15 protein-coding genes and 1 pseudogene are annotated in these 15737 nt (G+C 73.0%); 3 read left to right on the top strand and 13 right to left on the bottom strand.

Going from position 1 to position 15737, the window contains the following annotated elements; genetic code table 11:
- Positions 1 to 176: 176 nt before the first annotated feature.
- Positions 177 to 533 (bottom strand): DUF805 domain-containing protein, encoded by a 357-nt coding sequence (locus tag ABZ312_RS07060; RefSeq protein WP_500324903.1) that lies wholly within the window; start codon positions 531 to 533, stop codon positions 177 to 179.
- Positions 534 to 810: 277 nt separating this feature from the next.
- Between ABZ312_RS07060 and ABZ312_RS07065 the strand changes: the two genes are divergently transcribed.
- Positions 811 to 1206, top strand: a complete 396-nt coding sequence (locus tag ABZ312_RS07065; RefSeq protein ID WP_500324901.1) for a DUF2267 domain-containing protein — start codon at positions 811 to 813, stop codon at positions 1204 to 1206.
- A gap of 18 nt (positions 1207 to 1224) precedes the next feature.
- Here the strand turns inward: ABZ312_RS07065 and ABZ312_RS07070 are convergent, their stop codons facing one another.
- The 7 genes from ABZ312_RS07070 to ABZ312_RS07100 all read right to left on the bottom strand — a co-directional run bounded on the left by ABZ312_RS07070 (position 1225) and on the right by ABZ312_RS07100 (position 7829).
- Positions 1225 to 1962 carry a hypothetical protein gene (locus ABZ312_RS07070; RefSeq protein ID WP_500324899.1) on the bottom strand — a complete coding sequence of 246 codons (738 nt, stop codon included), beginning with the start codon at positions 1960 to 1962 and terminating at the stop codon, positions 1225 to 1227.
- Positions 1963 to 2048: 86 nt separating this feature from the next.
- Positions 2049 to 2420 (bottom strand): hypothetical protein, encoded by a 372-nt coding sequence (locus ABZ312_RS07075; protein ID WP_500324897.1) that lies wholly within the window; start codon positions 2418 to 2420, stop codon positions 2049 to 2051.
- Between the two features lie 179 nt (positions 2421 to 2599).
- Entirely contained in the window at positions 2600 to 3298 is a 699-nt protein-coding gene (locus tag ABZ312_RS07080) for a DedA family protein (protein ID WP_500324896.1), read from the bottom strand.
- 5 nt (positions 3299 to 3303) lie between these two features.
- On the bottom strand, positions 3304 to 3837 hold the full coding sequence (locus ABZ312_RS07085; protein WP_500324894.1) for a hypothetical protein: 534 nt from the start codon (positions 3835 to 3837) through the stop codon (positions 3304 to 3306).
- A 134-nt stretch (positions 3838 to 3971) separates the two neighbouring features.
- Entirely contained in the window at positions 3972 to 4673 is a 702-nt protein-coding gene (locus tag ABZ312_RS07090) for a TetR/AcrR family transcriptional regulator (protein ID WP_500324892.1), read from the bottom strand.
- A gap of 80 nt (positions 4674 to 4753) precedes the next feature.
- Positions 4754 to 7051, bottom strand: coding sequence for an LLM class flavin-dependent oxidoreductase (locus ABZ312_RS07095; protein ID WP_500436709.1), 2298 nt, complete (start codon positions 7049 to 7051; stop codon positions 4754 to 4756).
- 208 nt (positions 7052 to 7259) lie between these two features.
- Entirely contained in the window at positions 7260 to 7829 is a 570-nt protein-coding gene (locus ABZ312_RS07100; RefSeq protein ID WP_500324888.1) for a MarR family winged helix-turn-helix transcriptional regulator, read from the bottom strand.
- A 159-nt stretch (positions 7830 to 7988) separates the two neighbouring features.
- Here ABZ312_RS07100 and ABZ312_RS07105 point away from each other — a divergent pair, with 159 nt between their 5' ends.
- Positions 7989 to 9419 carry an MFS transporter gene (locus ABZ312_RS07105; RefSeq protein WP_500358634.1) on the top strand — a complete coding sequence of 477 codons (1431 nt, stop codon included), beginning with the start codon at positions 7989 to 7991 and terminating at the stop codon, positions 9417 to 9419.
- A gap of 19 nt (positions 9420 to 9438) precedes the next feature.
- On the opposite strand, the gene ABZ312_RS07110 is transcribed toward ABZ312_RS07105, so the two are convergent.
- Positions 9439 to 10251: a thiamine pyrophosphate-dependent enzyme gene (locus ABZ312_RS07110; RefSeq protein WP_500436711.1), complete on the bottom strand. Its 813-nt coding sequence runs from the start codon at positions 10249 to 10251 to the stop codon at positions 9439 to 9441.
- Between the two features lie 475 nt (positions 10252 to 10726).
- A pseudogene (locus ABZ312_RS07115) lies at positions 10727 to 11095 on the bottom strand (thiamine pyrophosphate-binding protein); the annotation flags it as partial.
- Between the two features lie 599 nt (positions 11096 to 11694).
- On the opposite strand from ABZ312_RS07115, the gene ABZ312_RS07120 reads away from it, so the two are divergent.
- Positions 11695 to 12561, top strand: coding sequence for a phosphatase PAP2 family protein (locus ABZ312_RS07120; protein WP_500324882.1), 867 nt, complete (start codon positions 11695 to 11697; stop codon positions 12559 to 12561).
- Here the strand turns inward: ABZ312_RS07120 and ABZ312_RS07125 are convergent.
- The 3 genes from ABZ312_RS07125 to lplAB all read right to left on the bottom strand — a co-directional run bounded on the left by ABZ312_RS07125 (position 12506) and on the right by lplAB (position 15633).
- Positions 12506 to 13240: a CE1759 family FMN reductase gene (locus ABZ312_RS07125; protein WP_500324881.1), complete on the bottom strand. Its 735-nt coding sequence runs from the start codon at positions 13238 to 13240 to the stop codon at positions 12506 to 12508. The two genes, ABZ312_RS07120 and ABZ312_RS07125, sit on opposite strands and share 56 nt — an antisense overlap.
- A 3-nt stretch (positions 13241 to 13243) precedes the next feature.
- Complete coding sequence (locus tag ABZ312_RS07130; protein WP_500324879.1) at positions 13244 to 14431, bottom strand: CE1758 family FMN-dependent luciferase-like monooxygenase; 1188 nt, start codon at positions 14429 to 14431, stop codon at positions 13244 to 13246.
- A gap of 137 nt (positions 14432 to 14568) precedes the next feature.
- Entirely contained in the window at positions 14569 to 15633 is a 1065-nt protein-coding gene (gene lplAB / locus ABZ312_RS07135; protein WP_500324877.1) for a lipoate-protein ligase LplAB, read from the bottom strand.
- Positions 15634 to 15737 lie beyond the last annotated feature (104 nt).

Below are 15737 nucleotides of genomic sequence, written 5' to 3' on the forward strand. Positions count from 1 at the left end.
GGGCAACTCCGCCCGAGGCACAGAATCCGCAGGAACGCGCGTACTCATATACACCAGCATCCCCCCACACCCCCCGACCGGCGAATTCAGACACCGCACGGCCCGGACGGCACGCGGCCCCTTCCGGCCGGCCCGGCCGGAAGGGGCCCCGCACCACGCGGAGATCAGGCGGGAGATCAGGCGGGCGCGCTGCCGAACTTCGGGTTCGCGCCGTACTGGTTCTCGGAGGGCTGGCCCTCGGTGCAGAAGAACACCAGCAGGACGATCGCGCCGACGACCGGGACGAGGGCGATCAGGATCCACCACCCGGACCGCCCGGTGTCGTGCAGGCGGCGGACGGCGACGCCGAGCCCGGGCAGCAGCACCGCGAGCGCGTAGATCGACTGGAGGAAGTTGAAGTCGATCGCGCGCCCGACGAGGACGAGCACGATGCTGATCACCACGTTGAACAGCGCGAACATCCAGTACTCGGTGCGGCGCGCGCGGCCGCCGAAGACGGCGTACTTCCTGAGCACGTCCACGTACCAGTGCATGCGGAACCCCCCAAGCCGACGAACGGATGCCCGTCCGGAGCGGCCGGGCAGGCGGAATGTACGGTTTTGTAGTGCACAGGTCAAGACATACGGCGGAAAAAGGCCCTGATCCGTTTCACGGCCTTCGGGCCGTACCGTCCTCATGGCGGTCCGGCAGTCATACACCGCGGTTTCCGGGGTAGACGCGGGCGGAACGGCCGGACCCACCGGCCGGTACGCCCACCGCGGAGGTCCTCCGATGTCCCCCGAGCCCCAACCGGGTCGGCCCACGGCGTCCATGACGTTCGACCACATGCTGGAGCGGGTGCGGTACGACGGCGTCTACCCCACCCGGGAGCGGGCCGAGGAGGCCGTGCGGGCAGTGCTCGCCGCCCTGGGCCGCCGGCTCATCGGCGACGAACGCGTCGCCCTGGCCGCGTGCCTGCCGGTCGAGGCGGCACTGGTCTTCACCGCAGAGATCCCGGAGATCCTGCCCATCGCCTGCAGCGCCTTCGTCGAGGACCTGGCCGCCCGCACCGGCGGCAGCACCGCCACGGCACGCTGGGACAGCTGCACCGTGCTCGCCGTGGTCGCCCGTCTTGCCGGACGCGACCTGACCACGCGGGTCCTCCACCAGCTGCCGTGCGACTACGCCCCGCTGTTCGGCCGCGACGACCTCGTCAGCGCCGCCTGAGACGGCCGCCGGGAGCGGCTAGAGGTGCCGCATCCACAGGTTGGACTCGGCGTAGACGCCCTGGTCCCGCTCGCGGTCGATCTCCACGAGGTCGAGGGCTCCCGGGACGACGTAACCGCCGGTCCGCGGGAAGGCCATGCCGGCCCACGACTCCCACTCGGCCACGGTGCCGGGGATCACCATGGAGCGCGGCGCGGGCGCGAGGACCCTCGCCCCGAGCCGTTGGTGGGTGCGGATCCAGGGGTCCAGGTGCAGCCCGTCCGGGCGCGCCCAGCCGGCGAAGTCCTCCATCGCCGCCAGCGGGTAGCGCGCCTTGAGGGTCGGCCGCACCGGTGCGATCACCCGCCGCAGTCCGGCGTCCACGGCGCGGTCGCGCAGCGCGGTCAGCACCGTGCCGGCCAGTCCGCCCCCGAGGCGGTCCGGACGCACGGTCGCGACCATGATGCAGAGGGTGTCGGGCACGACGGAGGCCTCGTGCCCGGTCACCGCGGCGGCCATCGCGCCGTCGTAGCCTTCCGGCAGCGTGCCGACGTCCCCGTCCCAGCGCAACGCCACACCCGCGCCGCCGGCCACCACCTCCCCGCCGTCCAGCAGCAGCACGTCGAACCGCGGGAAGTACGCCAGCGCCCGGCGCCGGTACACGGCCGAGGACGGCGCGTGCAGGATGAACTCCGGCCACCCGCCCCAGAGCGCGTCCTTCGCCTGCTCACGGAGGTCGGGGCGCTCACCGGATGTCACGATCTCTGTCTCGGGCACCCGGGGATCCTAGAGGGATCACGGTGCGTGCGGTATCCCGTCCCCTGGCACCGGTCTCCCCTGCGGGGAGTCCGCCGGGGGCCGCCTCACGCGGGAAGGTAACTCGGCCACCACGGCGGGACGTTGTCCGTGCACCAGGGGCTCGGGTAGGAGTCCGGCATGCCGAGCCACGTCACCAGGAACCACGTGAACCAGACGGTGAAGGCAAGACCCGCGACCAGTGCCGCCCGTCGGTGGCGTCGTCCCAGGGTGCCGTGCAGGACGACGACCCATGGGATCGCCGCCGCGACCCATATGAGGGGCGCGAGGAAGAGCAGCGTCAACGAGTTCGCGCCCGCGTTGACGCCGACGTCGCACGCGGCCCATGCCCTGCCGATGCCGACGACGGAAACCACCGAGGTCAGCGCGCCGTAGAGGATGCCGAACCCGATCCCCCTGGACCAGGGGCTCGGAGGCACCCGGGTTCCCGATTCCGCCGTCATCCGCCCCCCCGTTGCCGCGCGGAGGCGCAGCCTACCAACCGGCCTCGCGCCGGGGGCCCTGGCCGGACCGTGAGCCCGACCGAACCCACGTGGCGGGCAGCGGTCTCCCGCACGATGCCCGTCGCACCCCCGGGACAGCCCGTGAAAGCGGTCGCTCACGACTCCCGTGCGGAGGTGTACGTGTCCGCGGGGTCCTGCTCCGGCGTCCGCGGGGCGCGCCCGCCGGACGCCACGATCCTCGACGCGGCCCGTGCGCTCCCGCGCCGGTGCCGGGCGAGGAGCCGGGTGGCGACCAGCGCGGCCGCACCCGCGGCGACGAGCACGGGGATCGCGACCAGACCGGCCCGGTGCAGCAGTTCCGTGGCGGCCGCGCCGGCGAAGTAGCCGAGCAGCACGTTGCCGACGCCCCAGACCAGCGACGCGGCGCTGCTGTAGGCGAAGAAGCGGCGGAAGGGCATGCCGGACGCCCCCGCGACGAACGGCAGGAAGGTACGGACGAAACCGACGAACCGGCCGGTGAACACCGCCGCCCCGCCGTGGCGCAGCAGGAAGTGCTGGGCGCGTCCGATCCGGCTGTCGGGCCGTATCCGGTGCAGCCACGTGCCCGGGTGCCGCTCGCAGTGCCGGCCCAGTGCGAAGCCGAGGCTGTCACCGGCCATGCCGCCGGTGACCACGGCGGCGGCGAGGAGCAGGGGGTCCAGGTCCCCCCGGCCCGCGATGGCGGCCGCCAGGAGGATGACGGTCTCCCCGGGGAGCAGCAGGCCGACGAACGCGCTGGTCTCCCCCGCCGTCACGGCGAACACGACGACGTACGACCACCAACCGGCCGCCTCGATCAGGCCGTCCAGGTGCATGGCCGTCAGCCCGCCTGCCGCAGCGGCGCCGCTTCGGGTGCGCGTCGCGCCCCCCGCCGGTACGGCACGTGGCGTGCGGTGAACCAGGCGAGCACCGGCACGCCCGCGGCCAGCAGGGCGCCCGCCACCGGGTCGTCGGCGGTCGCCACCGCCGCCGCGACCGAGGACAGGGCGATCGCCGCCACGGCGATCCGCGCCCAGACGGCCGGGACGGTGGCGACGACCGCGAGCGCCGTCAGCAGGTACCAGCCCGCTCCCGCGCCGGGCAGCGCGAAGTAGTCCGCCAGGTAGTCGCGGGCGGGGGACGCCTCGCGCACCGGCACGCGTCCCATGGACGCGGAGAGGGCGAGCCCGGCCGCGCTCGACAGCAGCAGCGCGACGGCGACGCGGACGTAGACCGCGGGTTGCCGGTGGGACAGCCAGAGCAAGGTCACCGCCATCAGCGGCCAGGGGGCCACGGCGTGGATCCGGTCGAGCACGTGCGCCGCGTCCTGCCCCAGTGCCGTCCAGCCATCTCTCGCGGATGGGGATGGGTTCACGGCGGCCTCCTGATCAGCCGGGTCCGCGTCGCCACGGCGGCGCGTCGACTTCGTCTTCCGATCAGGTAACCGGACTTGGCCCTCCACTTATTTCCGCCGTGACGCACCTAACACCGCACGGGCCCGACGGTAGGTCAGCCGAGGCCGCGGCCCTCGCGGCCCGGCGCCCGCAGGCCCTTGGCCTCCGCGTTCCCCAGCAGCGCGCGCTGGGTCTGCATCGGGGTCGGCGCGGCCGGCAACGGACCGGTGTGGACCGGCCTGCACGCCTCCAGCAGGAACGCCACCAGGCGCCGCCACGCGTGGGGGGCGGCGCCCCGGGTCACCTCGATGACGCCCGCGTTCGCCATGAGGAACAGGAGGACGTCCTCCGGAACGACGTCCTCGCGCAGGGCTCCGGCCTCCTGTGCCCGGCGCACGAGTTCGCCCACGGCGCGGTTCTGGCGCTCACAGGAGCCGGCGGCCACCCGCGAGTTGGGAAGCCTGAGGACGAGCAGGTCGCTGATGCCGCGGTCGGCCGCCATGGCCCCGCACAGCCGCTCGACGAAGGTGGTGAAGCCGGTCCACGGGTCCTCGCAGAGCAGCGCCTCCTCGGCGATGGCTCCCACCTGCGTCAGCTCTTCCTCGAAAGCGGCCTCGACCAGCTCCTCGCGTGTCGGGAAGCGCCGGTAGAGCGTGCCGGCGCCGACCCCGGCGCGCTCGGCGACCTCGTCCAACGGGGCGTCCAGACCCCGCTCTTCGAAGATCTGACGCGCGGCCGCCACGATCCGCTGCCGGTTGCGCACGGCGTCCGCGCGCAGTCCCCGTTCTGCGGATCGGGGGCTCTCGGTCGCTGCCATACGCCCAGCCTACCAACCGGAGAACCTGCTCCGGATGGCGTCGTACGCCCCGCAGCGGCCCGGACGACGCGGTCGTGGGCCTACCGCCCGGCCGCGTCGTCGTCGGAGGACGTGGCGGGCGGGATGGGGAAGTTGCGGTTGAAGACGTTCCCCGGGTCCCACTCGGCCTTGGTCCGGCGCAGCCGCGTGAGGGCCGGCTCGGGGAAGGCGTCCTGGAGGCGGGCCGGGTCGGTGTCCGTCTCGAAGCTCAGGTACGTCCCGTCCAAGTGCGGGTACAGGCGGGCCCACTGGGCGTTCATGCGCGGGACGAGATCCGGCGCGGTGGCGGCGAGCACGGAGAACTCCTGGGTGCGGTGCGACCAGGCCGTCGCGTCGACGGGGACGTCGTGCACGGCACCGCCCATCGAGCGGAACTGCATGATGAGGAGGTCGCCGGACCTCATCATCGCCTCGACGGTCTCCGCCGCCTCGCGGGTCATGTGCGCGAGCAGTCCGCTGCGTGTGTCCTCCAGGCCCTGCCCGCGGTGCCGGTTCCCGGGCGGCGCCACGATCGCGTGGTACGGGGCGAGTTGGGCCTGCTGGTCGAGGACCGGCCCGGTGCCCAGGAACGGGGTGAGGGCCTGCTGCGCCTCCTCGACGTCGTCCCCCGCGTACACCAGGGTGATCCGCGCGGTCACCGGCGCGCCGCGCCGTCCTGGGAAGAGCGACAGGAAGCTGCTGATCTCCCGCGGGGCGGCCTCCACCAGGCGCCCCCATTCCATCAGGAAGTCCGCGGTGTCGGTCGCGTCGACGACGAGCGTGGCGTAGGCGACGTCCTCGACCTCGTAGGCCTCCAGCTCGAAGGCCGTGACGACGCCGAAGTTGCCGCCCGCGCCGCGTATCGCCCAGAAGAGGTCGGGGTGATGCCCGGCGTCGACGCGGAGCTTGCGGCCGTCGGCGACGACGATCTCGGCCGCGTTGACGTGGTCGATGGTGAGCCCGTACTTGCGGGCCAGGTAGCCGATGCCGCCCGCCGTGGCGAGCCCGCCGACGCCGACGTCGCCGTAGTCGCCGGAGCTCATGGCCAGTCCGTACGGGGCGAGGGCGCGCGCGACGTCCCCCCATCGCGCGCCGGGCCCGATGCGGACGCGGCCGGTGGACCGGTCGAGGACCTCGACCGCGTTCATCGCGGAGAGGTCGATGACGACCCCGCCGTCGTTCGTCGAACGGCCGCTGATGCCGTGGCCGCCGCTGCGAACCGCGACGGCGACTTCCTGGCCGCGCGCGTAGGCGAGGGCCGCCACCACGTCGTCGGCGCTCTCCGCGCGGACGACCAGGGCGGGCGAACCGGTGCGGGTGTAGGTGTGGCGCACGTCCTCGTAGCCGCGGTCGCCGGGTTCGACGACCTTGCCGGCCAGAGACTCCGGGACGGCGTCGTAGTCGAGCGTGTCGTGCCGCGCGGCGAGGGCGACCGCCGGGCGCCGCGGGGCGGTGCCCGTGCCCGCGGCGGCCCGTTCGCGTGCGACGGCCTCGCGCAGGGCGGGCGCCACCTCCTCGCCGAAGGTGCGGATCACGTGCGGGTCGTCCCGGCCGATGAAGAAGCCGGAGAAGCCGTGCTCCAGGACGAGCGGGAGGAGTTCCTCGACCCACTGCGCCGGCGGGCCCTGGAGGTGGCCGCGCCGCACCGGGGAGAAGTCCACCCGGAAGACGTTGAGCAGGCGCCGGATCTCCCCGGGGTCGCGGCCGGCCGCGAGCGCGGCCTCGTCGATCGTCTTGTTGGCCTCCGCCATCCCCGGGGTCCGCAGGTACTCCAGGGTGGGCAGCCATCCGTCGGCCTTGCGGCCCGTCAGGCGCAGCATCCGCGGCTTGTAGGCGCCGAGCCAGACGCCGATGCCGTGGGCGGGGCGCGGGCCGCGCTTCATCCCGGGGACGGTGTGGTGCCGGCCCTGGAAGCGCAGGGGGCCGGGAGCGTCGCCGTCCCACACACCGCGGATGACGTCGAGGGCCTCCTCGAGCGCCTCGGTCCCCTGGCCCGGCGTCAGGCGCCGGCCGCCCATGCCGTGCACGGCGTCGGGGAAGGCGCCCGCACCGAGGCCGAGTTCGAACCGCCCTCCGGACAGGAGGTCCAGGCTCGCCGCCGTACGGGCGAGCATCGCGGGCGGGCGCAGGGGCAGGTTCGTGACGTTCGCCGAGACGCGCAGCCGGCTCGTCCGCGCCGCGACCCAGGTCATGAGCGTGTAGGTGTCCAGGAAGTCCGGATTGTAGGGGTGGTCCTGGAACGTCGCCACGTCCAGGCCCGACGCCTCGGTGAGTTCGGCCAGGGCCACGGCCTGCGCGGGGTCGTGGGCGGTCGGGGTGATGAACGTGCCGAGCAGGAGCTCGTGACCGTGGTCGGGCATGACCTCGTCCCTCTTAGTGTGCTGCCGGACAGCTTATCTGTCTCGCAAATAATATATATTGCAGCACATCTGTGAGCACACGTATTCCTCGGCTCTCCCGGGGCGAGGGTGGAGGGTAAGGACGGCGGTACGCGAAGCCGCCGCCGTCCGAACGGACGGCGGCGGCAAAAGCATTAGGGCGGGGGCGCCACCACGGCACCCCTGACGGTCAGTTCGCGGGACGCCGCCGTCCGCGGCGCGGTGCGCGCGGCGACTCCTCGGCGATGCCGAACTCGACGACCACCTGGCAGGGGTCGACCACCGGGTCGCGCCCGGTCACATGACGGGCGAGGGTGCACAGCATGCCGTGGAACGCCTCCCGCGACTCCTCCGGCAGCACGCCGAGCAGGTGCTGCTCGACCAGGCCGACCCGGGCGCGCAACTCCTCCCAGCGTTCGGCGCCGTGCTCGGTGGCGAACACGTGCCGGCTCCTGCGGTCGGCGGGGTCGGGCCTGCGCTCCACCAGACCTGCCTCCTCCAGGTCGTCCAGGAGGTAGGTCATGACCGTCCGGTCGACCCCGAGGCGTTCGGCGAGGGACTTCTGGCTGCCCGCCTCGCCCGAGACGGCGGCCGCGAGCACGAAGTAGCCGCGGGGCCCGCCGGGGATGTCACCGACAGCGGCGTCGACCGCCTTCGCGTAGGCGCGGAAGACCGCGCCGATGGCGAAGCCGAAGTCGCCGTCCAGTCCGGACGGTCCGCTCTCCGGGGCCTCCGCACCGAGGCCGCGCTGTGAAGTCACGAGGACACCCTAATTCACCTCGGTGCGCATATCGTCTGCTTGACAGATCATCTTGTCTACATAAGATCTGGTTGGCATCTTTCTCCGGGACCCGAGTGCCGTCCGGCCTCCCGGGCGCCGGGACCGGCGGAACCCGCACCCGTTCGCAGAGAAGGCCCCATGCCACCCCTCGTTCCCCCGCGTCCCGCGCGCCCGCGCGCCGTCCTGGCCGTCGTCCTGCTGGGCGTCTTCGCGTTCGCCCTGCTCCAGTCGCTGATCAACCCGGTGCTTCCCCGGTTGCAGGAGGAACTGCGCACCACACAGACGCTCATCACCTGGGTCGTCACCGCCTTCCTCCTGTCGGCGTCCGTCTTCACACCCGTCGTCGGACGCCTCGGCGACCGGTACGGCAAGGACCGGATGCTCGTCGTGGCACTCGCCGCGCTCTCCGCGGGCTCGCTGCTCTCGGCCGTCGCCACGGACATCACCGTGATGATCGCCGGACGGGCCGTCCAGGGCATCGGCGGCAGCGTCCTGCCGCTCGCCTTCGGGATCATCCGCGACGAGTTGCCACGGGAGCGGATCCCCGGCGCGATCGGTCTCGCGTCGGCACTGACCGCGGTGGGCGGCGGCAGCGGCGTCGTCCTGGCCGGACCGCTCGACGACGCCCTGGGCATCCGGGCGTTGTTCTGGGCCCCGATGGTCCTCACCGCCCTCGCCGCGGTGGCGGCACGGCTCGTGGTGCCGCCCTCGCCGTCCCGGAACGACGGGTCCGTCAGCTGGGGGTCCGCCCTGCTCCTGGCCGGCTGGCTGCTCGCGCTGCTCGTGCCGCTGACCCAGGCCTCGGCGTGGGGGTGGTCGTCGGGCAGGGTGACCGGCCCCCTGGTCGCGGCCGTCGCGCTCGGCGCGGCCTGGGTCGTGACGGAGAGCCGTTCCGCGAGCCCGCTGGTCGACATGCGTATGCTGCGCGTCCCCGCGGTGTGGACCACCAATCTGGTCTCGCTGCTGCTGGGCACGGGCGTCTTCGCCGTGCTCGGCTTCATGCCCGCCTTCCTGCAGAGCCCCCCGGAGAGCGGCTACGGCTTCGGGGCGAGCGTCTCCCGCGCCGGGCTGCTCCTGCTGCCGATGACGGTGGCGATGTCCGTCTCCGGTCCGGTGTCGGTGCGGCTGACACGGCGGCTCGGCGCGCGCACGGTGCTCACCGCTGCGGCCGTGCTCGACGTGGTCGCGCTGGCCGGGCTCGCCTTCCGGCACGACCGCACGTGGCAGGTGGTGGTCGCGATGGTGCTGCTCGGCACCGCCTTCGGGGGAGCCGTCGCCACGATGTCGAACGTCGTCGTCGCCGCTGTCCGCCCCGAGCAGACGGGAGTGGCGGGCGGTGTCAACGCCAACCTCCGCACCATCGGCGGCGCCCTGGGTGCCGCGCTCATGGGCGGGATCGTCGGCGCCCGCGTCGGCGAAGGCGGACTGCCCGCCGAGTCCGGGTACACGTACGGCTTCGGCGCGCTCGCTCTCGCCGGACTGGGGGCGGTCCTCGCCGCATGGCTGGTGCCCCGTCGGAGCGCGGCCGGGCACACGCCCGCGAAGGAGGCGGTCGTCGCCCGCTCCTGACGGGACGCCGGCGGCCCCCTCAGCGCTGGTGGACCTCGACGAGCCGGGGGACCTGGGCGGTCGGCCCCTGGTGCACGAAGTCCGTCAGGTCCTGGAGGTCCTCCGCGCGGTGCGCCTCCAGGCCGTAGCCACGGGCGAGGTCCAGGACACCGATGCCGGCGATGTCCAGGTAGTCGCCCTCCGGGACGTGGAGGAGCCGGGAGAACTCCTCCAGTGCCCCGTACCTGCGGTTGTTGCAGACCACGAAGGTGACCGGCACCCGGTAGCGGGCGGCGGTCCACAGGACGGAGGTGGTGTACTGCATGGCCCCGTCGCCGATCAGGGCGACGACGGGCCGCTCGGGACGGCCGAGCCGCAGCCCGATGGCGGCGGGCAGGCCCCAGCCCAGGCCGCCGGGGGCAGGGTAGAACAGCGACGTGGGCCGGGTGATGGTGAGCCGGTCGCGCGCCATGTCCGCGGACGTCCACTCGAGGGCGAACACGGTGTCGTCGCTCTTGCCGCGCTCGATCGCGTCGAGGATCGCCTCGGCGGTGAAGGCCGGCCCGGAGGTGTCCGCCGCCGCGACGGTGCGCTCGGGGGGCCAGGGCCGGTCGCCCGGTGCGGCCGCCTCGGCCAGACGCACCAGCGCGTCGGACGGGTCGCCCACGGCGAGGCGGCCGAAGGGGGCGCGGGCCGCTTCGTCCGGGTCGTCGGTGACCCCGTACACGCTGATGCCCGGCGGAAGGAAGTCGCTGCCGCTGGGGGCGTGGTACCGGAAGACGGGCGCCCCGAAGCAGAGGACGACGTCGTGGCCGGAGAGCACCTCCGCGACCGCGCCGACGGCGGACGGCAACTGGCCCTGGTAGCAGCCGTGTCGCGTGGGGAACGGCGCCCGCGGCGGGCTGGGGGCCACCCACACGGGCAGCCGGGCCCGTCGGCCAGCGCGACCGCCGCGGGGAAGCCGGTCTCGGTGTCGGCCCCCGGGCGAGGACGAGCACCGGCGACCCGGCGCGGTCCAGCACGCCGGCCAGCGCGTCCAGCACGCGCGGCGCCACCACGGGACTGCCCTCGACCCCGCGATCCATGAGCTGGGCCAGGTCACCTTCCTCGGCGGGCTGGTTCCAGTCGTCCAGCGGTACGGACAGGTAGACCACGCCGCGCGGCGCGGAGCCGGCGAGCATCAGGCCCTTGGAGACCAGTGCCGGGCCGTCCTGCGGCCGCGGCGGTTCGCCGGACCACTTGACCAGCGGGTCGCAGAGCTTGGTCGGGTCGACGTTGGTGAGCATCGCACCCACGGGGACGTAGCGCCGGGGCTGCTGGCCGGCCATGACGACCATCGGGGTGTGGCAGCTCGCCGTGTTGGTCATGCAGCCCATCGCGTTGCCGGTGCCCGAGGCGGCGTGCAGGTTGAGGAAGCCGGTCGTGTCCGATGCCTGGGCGAAGCCGTCGGCCATCGCGATCGCGGCGCCCTCCTGGAGGGCCAGGTAGTAGGGGATGTCCTCGGGCAGTCCGGTGAGGAACGAGAGCTCGTTGGACCCGGGATTGCCGAAGACCGCCTTCACCCCGTGATGGCGCAGGATTCGGTAGAAGGCATCACTGACGGTGACCACGGCCGTCCCCTTACGCAAGGTGATGGACCCTGTCCCATGACCGTAGAAGTGCCGCAGGGAATCGGTAAATCGGCACGCCACCGCCATCGCCGGGCGCCGCTCACGAGCGACCCGCCGGAAGCGGGGCCGGTGCTGAATTCCGCCTGCACGGGCGGGAATTCATCGCCGCGGAAAGGCCTGTCGCAGGTATGCCCGGCATTCCTCACCGCACATCCCCGGACGGTGCACGGAAGCCGCCGCCACCCCATATGCTTGCAGCGTCAAGTAGATACCGGTCGCCGTTCCCTGTCAACTCCACGCCGGGTACCTGGCGCATGAGCAGCGGTGACACCTCTCATCGGACGCATGGTCAGTTCACTTGACCCTCAAGGAAGAAGCGCCCGGCCTCCCGTGATCCCCCATGCCGCGACATGGCCGGCGCATCACGACGACTTCCTGTGATCTTCCCCACCGCGACCCTCCGGAATACGGGAAACGAAACTCCCAGTTGTTGCGATGCGTTCGAGCACAACTGAACCGGAGGCAGAAATGAACGGCCCACTCCCCTCGTCGGACGGCAGTGGCAGAAACACCGACGGCAGCCGGATCGTCGTCCCGCTGTGGCGGGCCCCGCTCGCGGGACCCGGCGTCCGCGCGGAGTCGCACCCAGGCACCCAGAGTGACCGGCAGGGCTTCCGGACCCCGCGATGAGCGTCATCGCCCCCTACGCGCACCGCGCCCGCCACCTGGCGTACGACGCCGTCTCCTGCCGTGCGGCCCATGACGGGCCCCCGGCCGCCACCGCGTCCCGGCTGGTCCCGCGGAGCGCGGTCGTCGTGGCCGCCGTCATCGGCTACTTCGGCGTCCGGGGCCTGACCGACGGTTCGCAGGGCACGGCCCTGCACAACGCCGCCCGGGTCCAGGCCACCGAGCGGTTCCTGCACCTGGACTGGGAGTCCCCGCTGCAGGACCTGGTCGTCGACGACCGCACCGTCACGCGGGTCCTCAACTGGATCTACATCTTCGGCCACTGGCCGGTCATCGCGCTCACCCTGCTGTGGCTGCTCTCCCGGCACCCGGAGGTGTACACCCGGGCGGCCGGCGCGATGCTGATCTCGGGCGCGGCCGGGCTCGTCGTCTTCGCCGCGTTCCCCGTGGCCCCGCCGCGACTGGCGGCGACGGGCATGACGGACACCGTCACGCAGCAGTCCCATGCCTACCGGGTCCTGCAGCCGCCCGCCTTCACCGACCAGTACGCGGCGATGCCGAGCCTGCACGTCGGCTGGAACCTCCTCATGACGCTGGCGGTCCTCGCCGCCACCCGGAAGGTCTGGTTCCGCGTCCTCGCCGTCGCGCTCACCGTGTCGATGGACGCCACCGTCGTCCTGACCGCCAACCACTACGTCCTGGACGCCCTCGCGGGCGCCGCCCTGGCCCACGTCGGCTGGTACGCCGCCGGACACCTCGGGTCCCGGCCCCGGCCGCCCCGGCTCCGGAGCGGCGGGATCGCCTCGGCGGTCAGCCGGCGGGGCCTTCCTTCCGCAACGGGGCTCCACCGGCGGCCAGGCGCATGAGCGGGGTGTCGAAGTCGACGTCGGCGGCGGTGCGTTCGGCACGCGTGGCGTTGCCGCCGAAGCGGTGCTGGTAGCCGGACCAGGCCCGGTCCGCGATCGTGTCGGCGACCCCGCTGGCCATCAGCGCCGCGAGCTCGACCGCCGCCCGGCCGATGCGGTCCCCCAGCGCCGACGCGCCCCAGTCCTCGGGGGCGGCGAAGACCGACGTCGGGACGGAGAGGGCGCGCAGGTAGGCGAACATGGGGCGGACCTGGTCCTCGACCACCAGCGCATGACGCGCGCTGCCGGCCGTCGCGGCGAGCACGACGGGCCTGGCGACGAACAGGTCGCCGTCCAGGACGTCGAAGAACGACTTGAACAGGCCGCTCACCCCGGCGGTGTAGACCGGGGTGGAGGTGATCACGCCGTCCGCGGCGGCCAGTTCGCCGATCGCCGCCTGCAGGTCCTCACCGGGATGCCCGGAGACGATCGCCCGGGCGATGTCGACGGCGAGCGGGCCGAGTCCGATCGACCGGGTCGTGGCCGTACGCCCCTGCTCACGCAGCGCGGCGACGGCCCGGTGGGCGATGCGGCCGGCCAGCAGCCGCGACGAGGAGGGATCGCCGACCCCCGCGTCGAGGACGACGAGGCTGAGCGGGCGGGTGGCGGACGCGTCGGCGGCCGGGGTTCCGGTGCTCATGGCTCAGCCTGCCAGGGGCCGGTGCGCGGCGACCGACGGATCGCTGTCCTGGTACGGCGAGGCGCCGGTGACGTTGTCCCCGCGGTTGGGGTTCGGCCGCGGCTGCCGCGGCTCGGCGTCGCCGTACTTCGCCCGCACCAGGCTCGCGTGCGTGGGCGCGTCCGGCACGCCCGGGGCGCGCAGCGAGCCCATCTCCTTGCGGAGCACCGGCACCACCTCGGTCGCCAGCAGTTCCATCTGCTCCAGGACGACCTCGACGGGCTGCCCCATGCCGTCCACGTTCCACAACTGGCGCTGGTAGTCGCCGAAGCGCTCCCGGAAGTCCATCGTCTTGTCGATGACCTCCTGCGGACTGCCCACCGACAGCGGGGTGAGCTTGCGGTACTCGTCCAGCGAGTGCCCGCGGAACAGCGGGTGGCCCTCGAAGTACGGGCGGAACGCCGCGACCGCGTCCTGCGAGCGCCGGGCGATGTGGGCCTGGCCGCCGAGGCCGACGATCGCCTGCTCCGGGGCGCCGTGCCCGTGGTGCGCGAACCGCTGGCGGTAGAAGGCGACGAGCCGTTCGAAGTGCCCGTACGGCGCGAGGACGTTGTTGGCGAAGAAGCCGTTGCCGTAGTACGCGGCCTGTTCGGCGATCTCGGGCGTGCGGATGGAGCCGTGCCACACGAAGGGCGGCACGTCGTCCAGGGGGCGCGGGGTGGAGGTGAAGCCCTGCAGGGCGGAGCGGAAGTTGCCCTCCCAGTCGACCACGTCCTCCCGCCACAAGCGGTGCAGCAGGTTGTAGTTCTCCAGCGCGAGTTCGACACCCCGGTGGATGTCCTGCCCGAACCAGGGGTAGACCGGCGCCGTGTTGCCGCGTCCGAGGACGAGGTCGACCCGGCCCTTGGCGACGTGCTGCAGCATCGCGTACTCCTCCGCGATGCGCACCGGGTCGTTCGTCGTGATCAGTGTGACGGAGGTGCTCAGCGTGATCCGCCCGGTGAGCGCCGCGATGTGCCCCAGGATCGTGGTGGGCGAGGAGGGGATGAACGGCGGGTTGTGGTGCTCGCCGATGGCGAAGACGTCCAGGCCGAGCTCGTCCGCGCGCCGGGCGATGCGCACGATGGCGTCGATGCGCTCCGCCTCGCTCGGCGTGCGTCCGGTGACCGGGTCCCGGGTGACGTCGCCGACTCCGAAGATGCCGAATTGCATGGTGGTTCGTCTTTCTGGTGCGCGGACGGACGCCCGGGGGGTTCCGGGGTCCGCGCCGGCAGGCCCGCACCCCACGTCTTTGACTCGTCAAGCATACATATGCTTGACGAGTCAAAGACGTGGGTCGGGCGCGTGCGTCACGGCACGCGAGCGGTCCATTCCGCGGTGCCGAACTTCGCGGCGACGAGTTCCTCCGCGCGTGCGAGCTCCTCGGCGCTGATGCTCCCGTCCGTGAGGCCGTAGCGGGCACGGAAGGAGTCGATCATCCGGTCGATGACGGCCTCGCGCGGCAGCCCGGTCTGGCGGCGCAGCGGGTCGACGCGCTTCTGTGCGCTGCGGGTGCCCTTGTCGGACATCTTCTCCCGTCCGATGCGCAGCACCTGGAGCATCTTGTCGGCGTCGATGTCGTAGGACATCGTCACGTGGTGGAGGACGGCACCCGCGCCCCCGTCGGGGGCGACCACGCGCTTCTGCGCGGCGCCGGCGATCTTGCCGGCCTCGGTGGCGATGTCGTTCAGCGGCTGGTACCAGGCCTTGATGCCCATGTCCCCCAGGGCGTCGAGCACCCAGTCGTCGAGGTAGGCGTAGGAGTCGGCGAACGAGAGCCCCGACACCAGGGAGGCGGGCACCGACAGGGAGTACGTGATGGTGTTCCCGGGCTCCACGAACATCGCGCCGCCGCCCGAGATCCGCCGCACGACGGTCAGGCCGTGGCGCTCGGCGTTCCCCGCGTCGACCTCGTTGGCGAGGGACTGGAAACTGCCGATGACGACCGCGGGACCGCCCCACTCCCACACGCGCAGGGTCGGCGGCCGGCGGCCGGCCGCGACCTGCGCGGTGACGACCTCGTCGAGGGCCATGTGCAGGGCCGGGGACTGCGGTCCCTCGTGGATCAACTGCCAGTCGTAGTCCGTCCAGTCCGTGGCCTGGGCGAGGGCCCGCCGTACGGCGACGGCGACCCCCTCCGCGGTCAGGCCGTACATGACCGTCCCCTCGGGCAGGGCAGCCTCGATCCGGGCCGCGAGGCCGGCGGCGTCGGTGTCGGCGGGAGCGCCCTCGAGCGCCCGGTCGATGGCGGTGATCGCCTCGTCCGGTTCGAGGAAGAAGTCGCCTGCGACGCGAACATTGCGGAGCATCCCGTCGTGGTCGTCGAGGTCCACGACCACGAGCTTCCCACCGGGCACCTTGTACTCACCGTGCATGCTGACGACAACCGTCCCGGCCGCCCCTTTACTCCCGGCGGGTGCGCCGGGCACGCGCGCGGTGGGCACCGGGCACGCCGCCGCGATGCGGATGTGCCTGTACT

This window comes from Streptomyces sp. NPDC006207 (genome assembly GCF_040613835.1).
Taxonomy (GTDB): Bacteria; Actinomycetota; Actinomycetes; order Streptomycetales; family Streptomycetaceae; genus Actinacidiphila.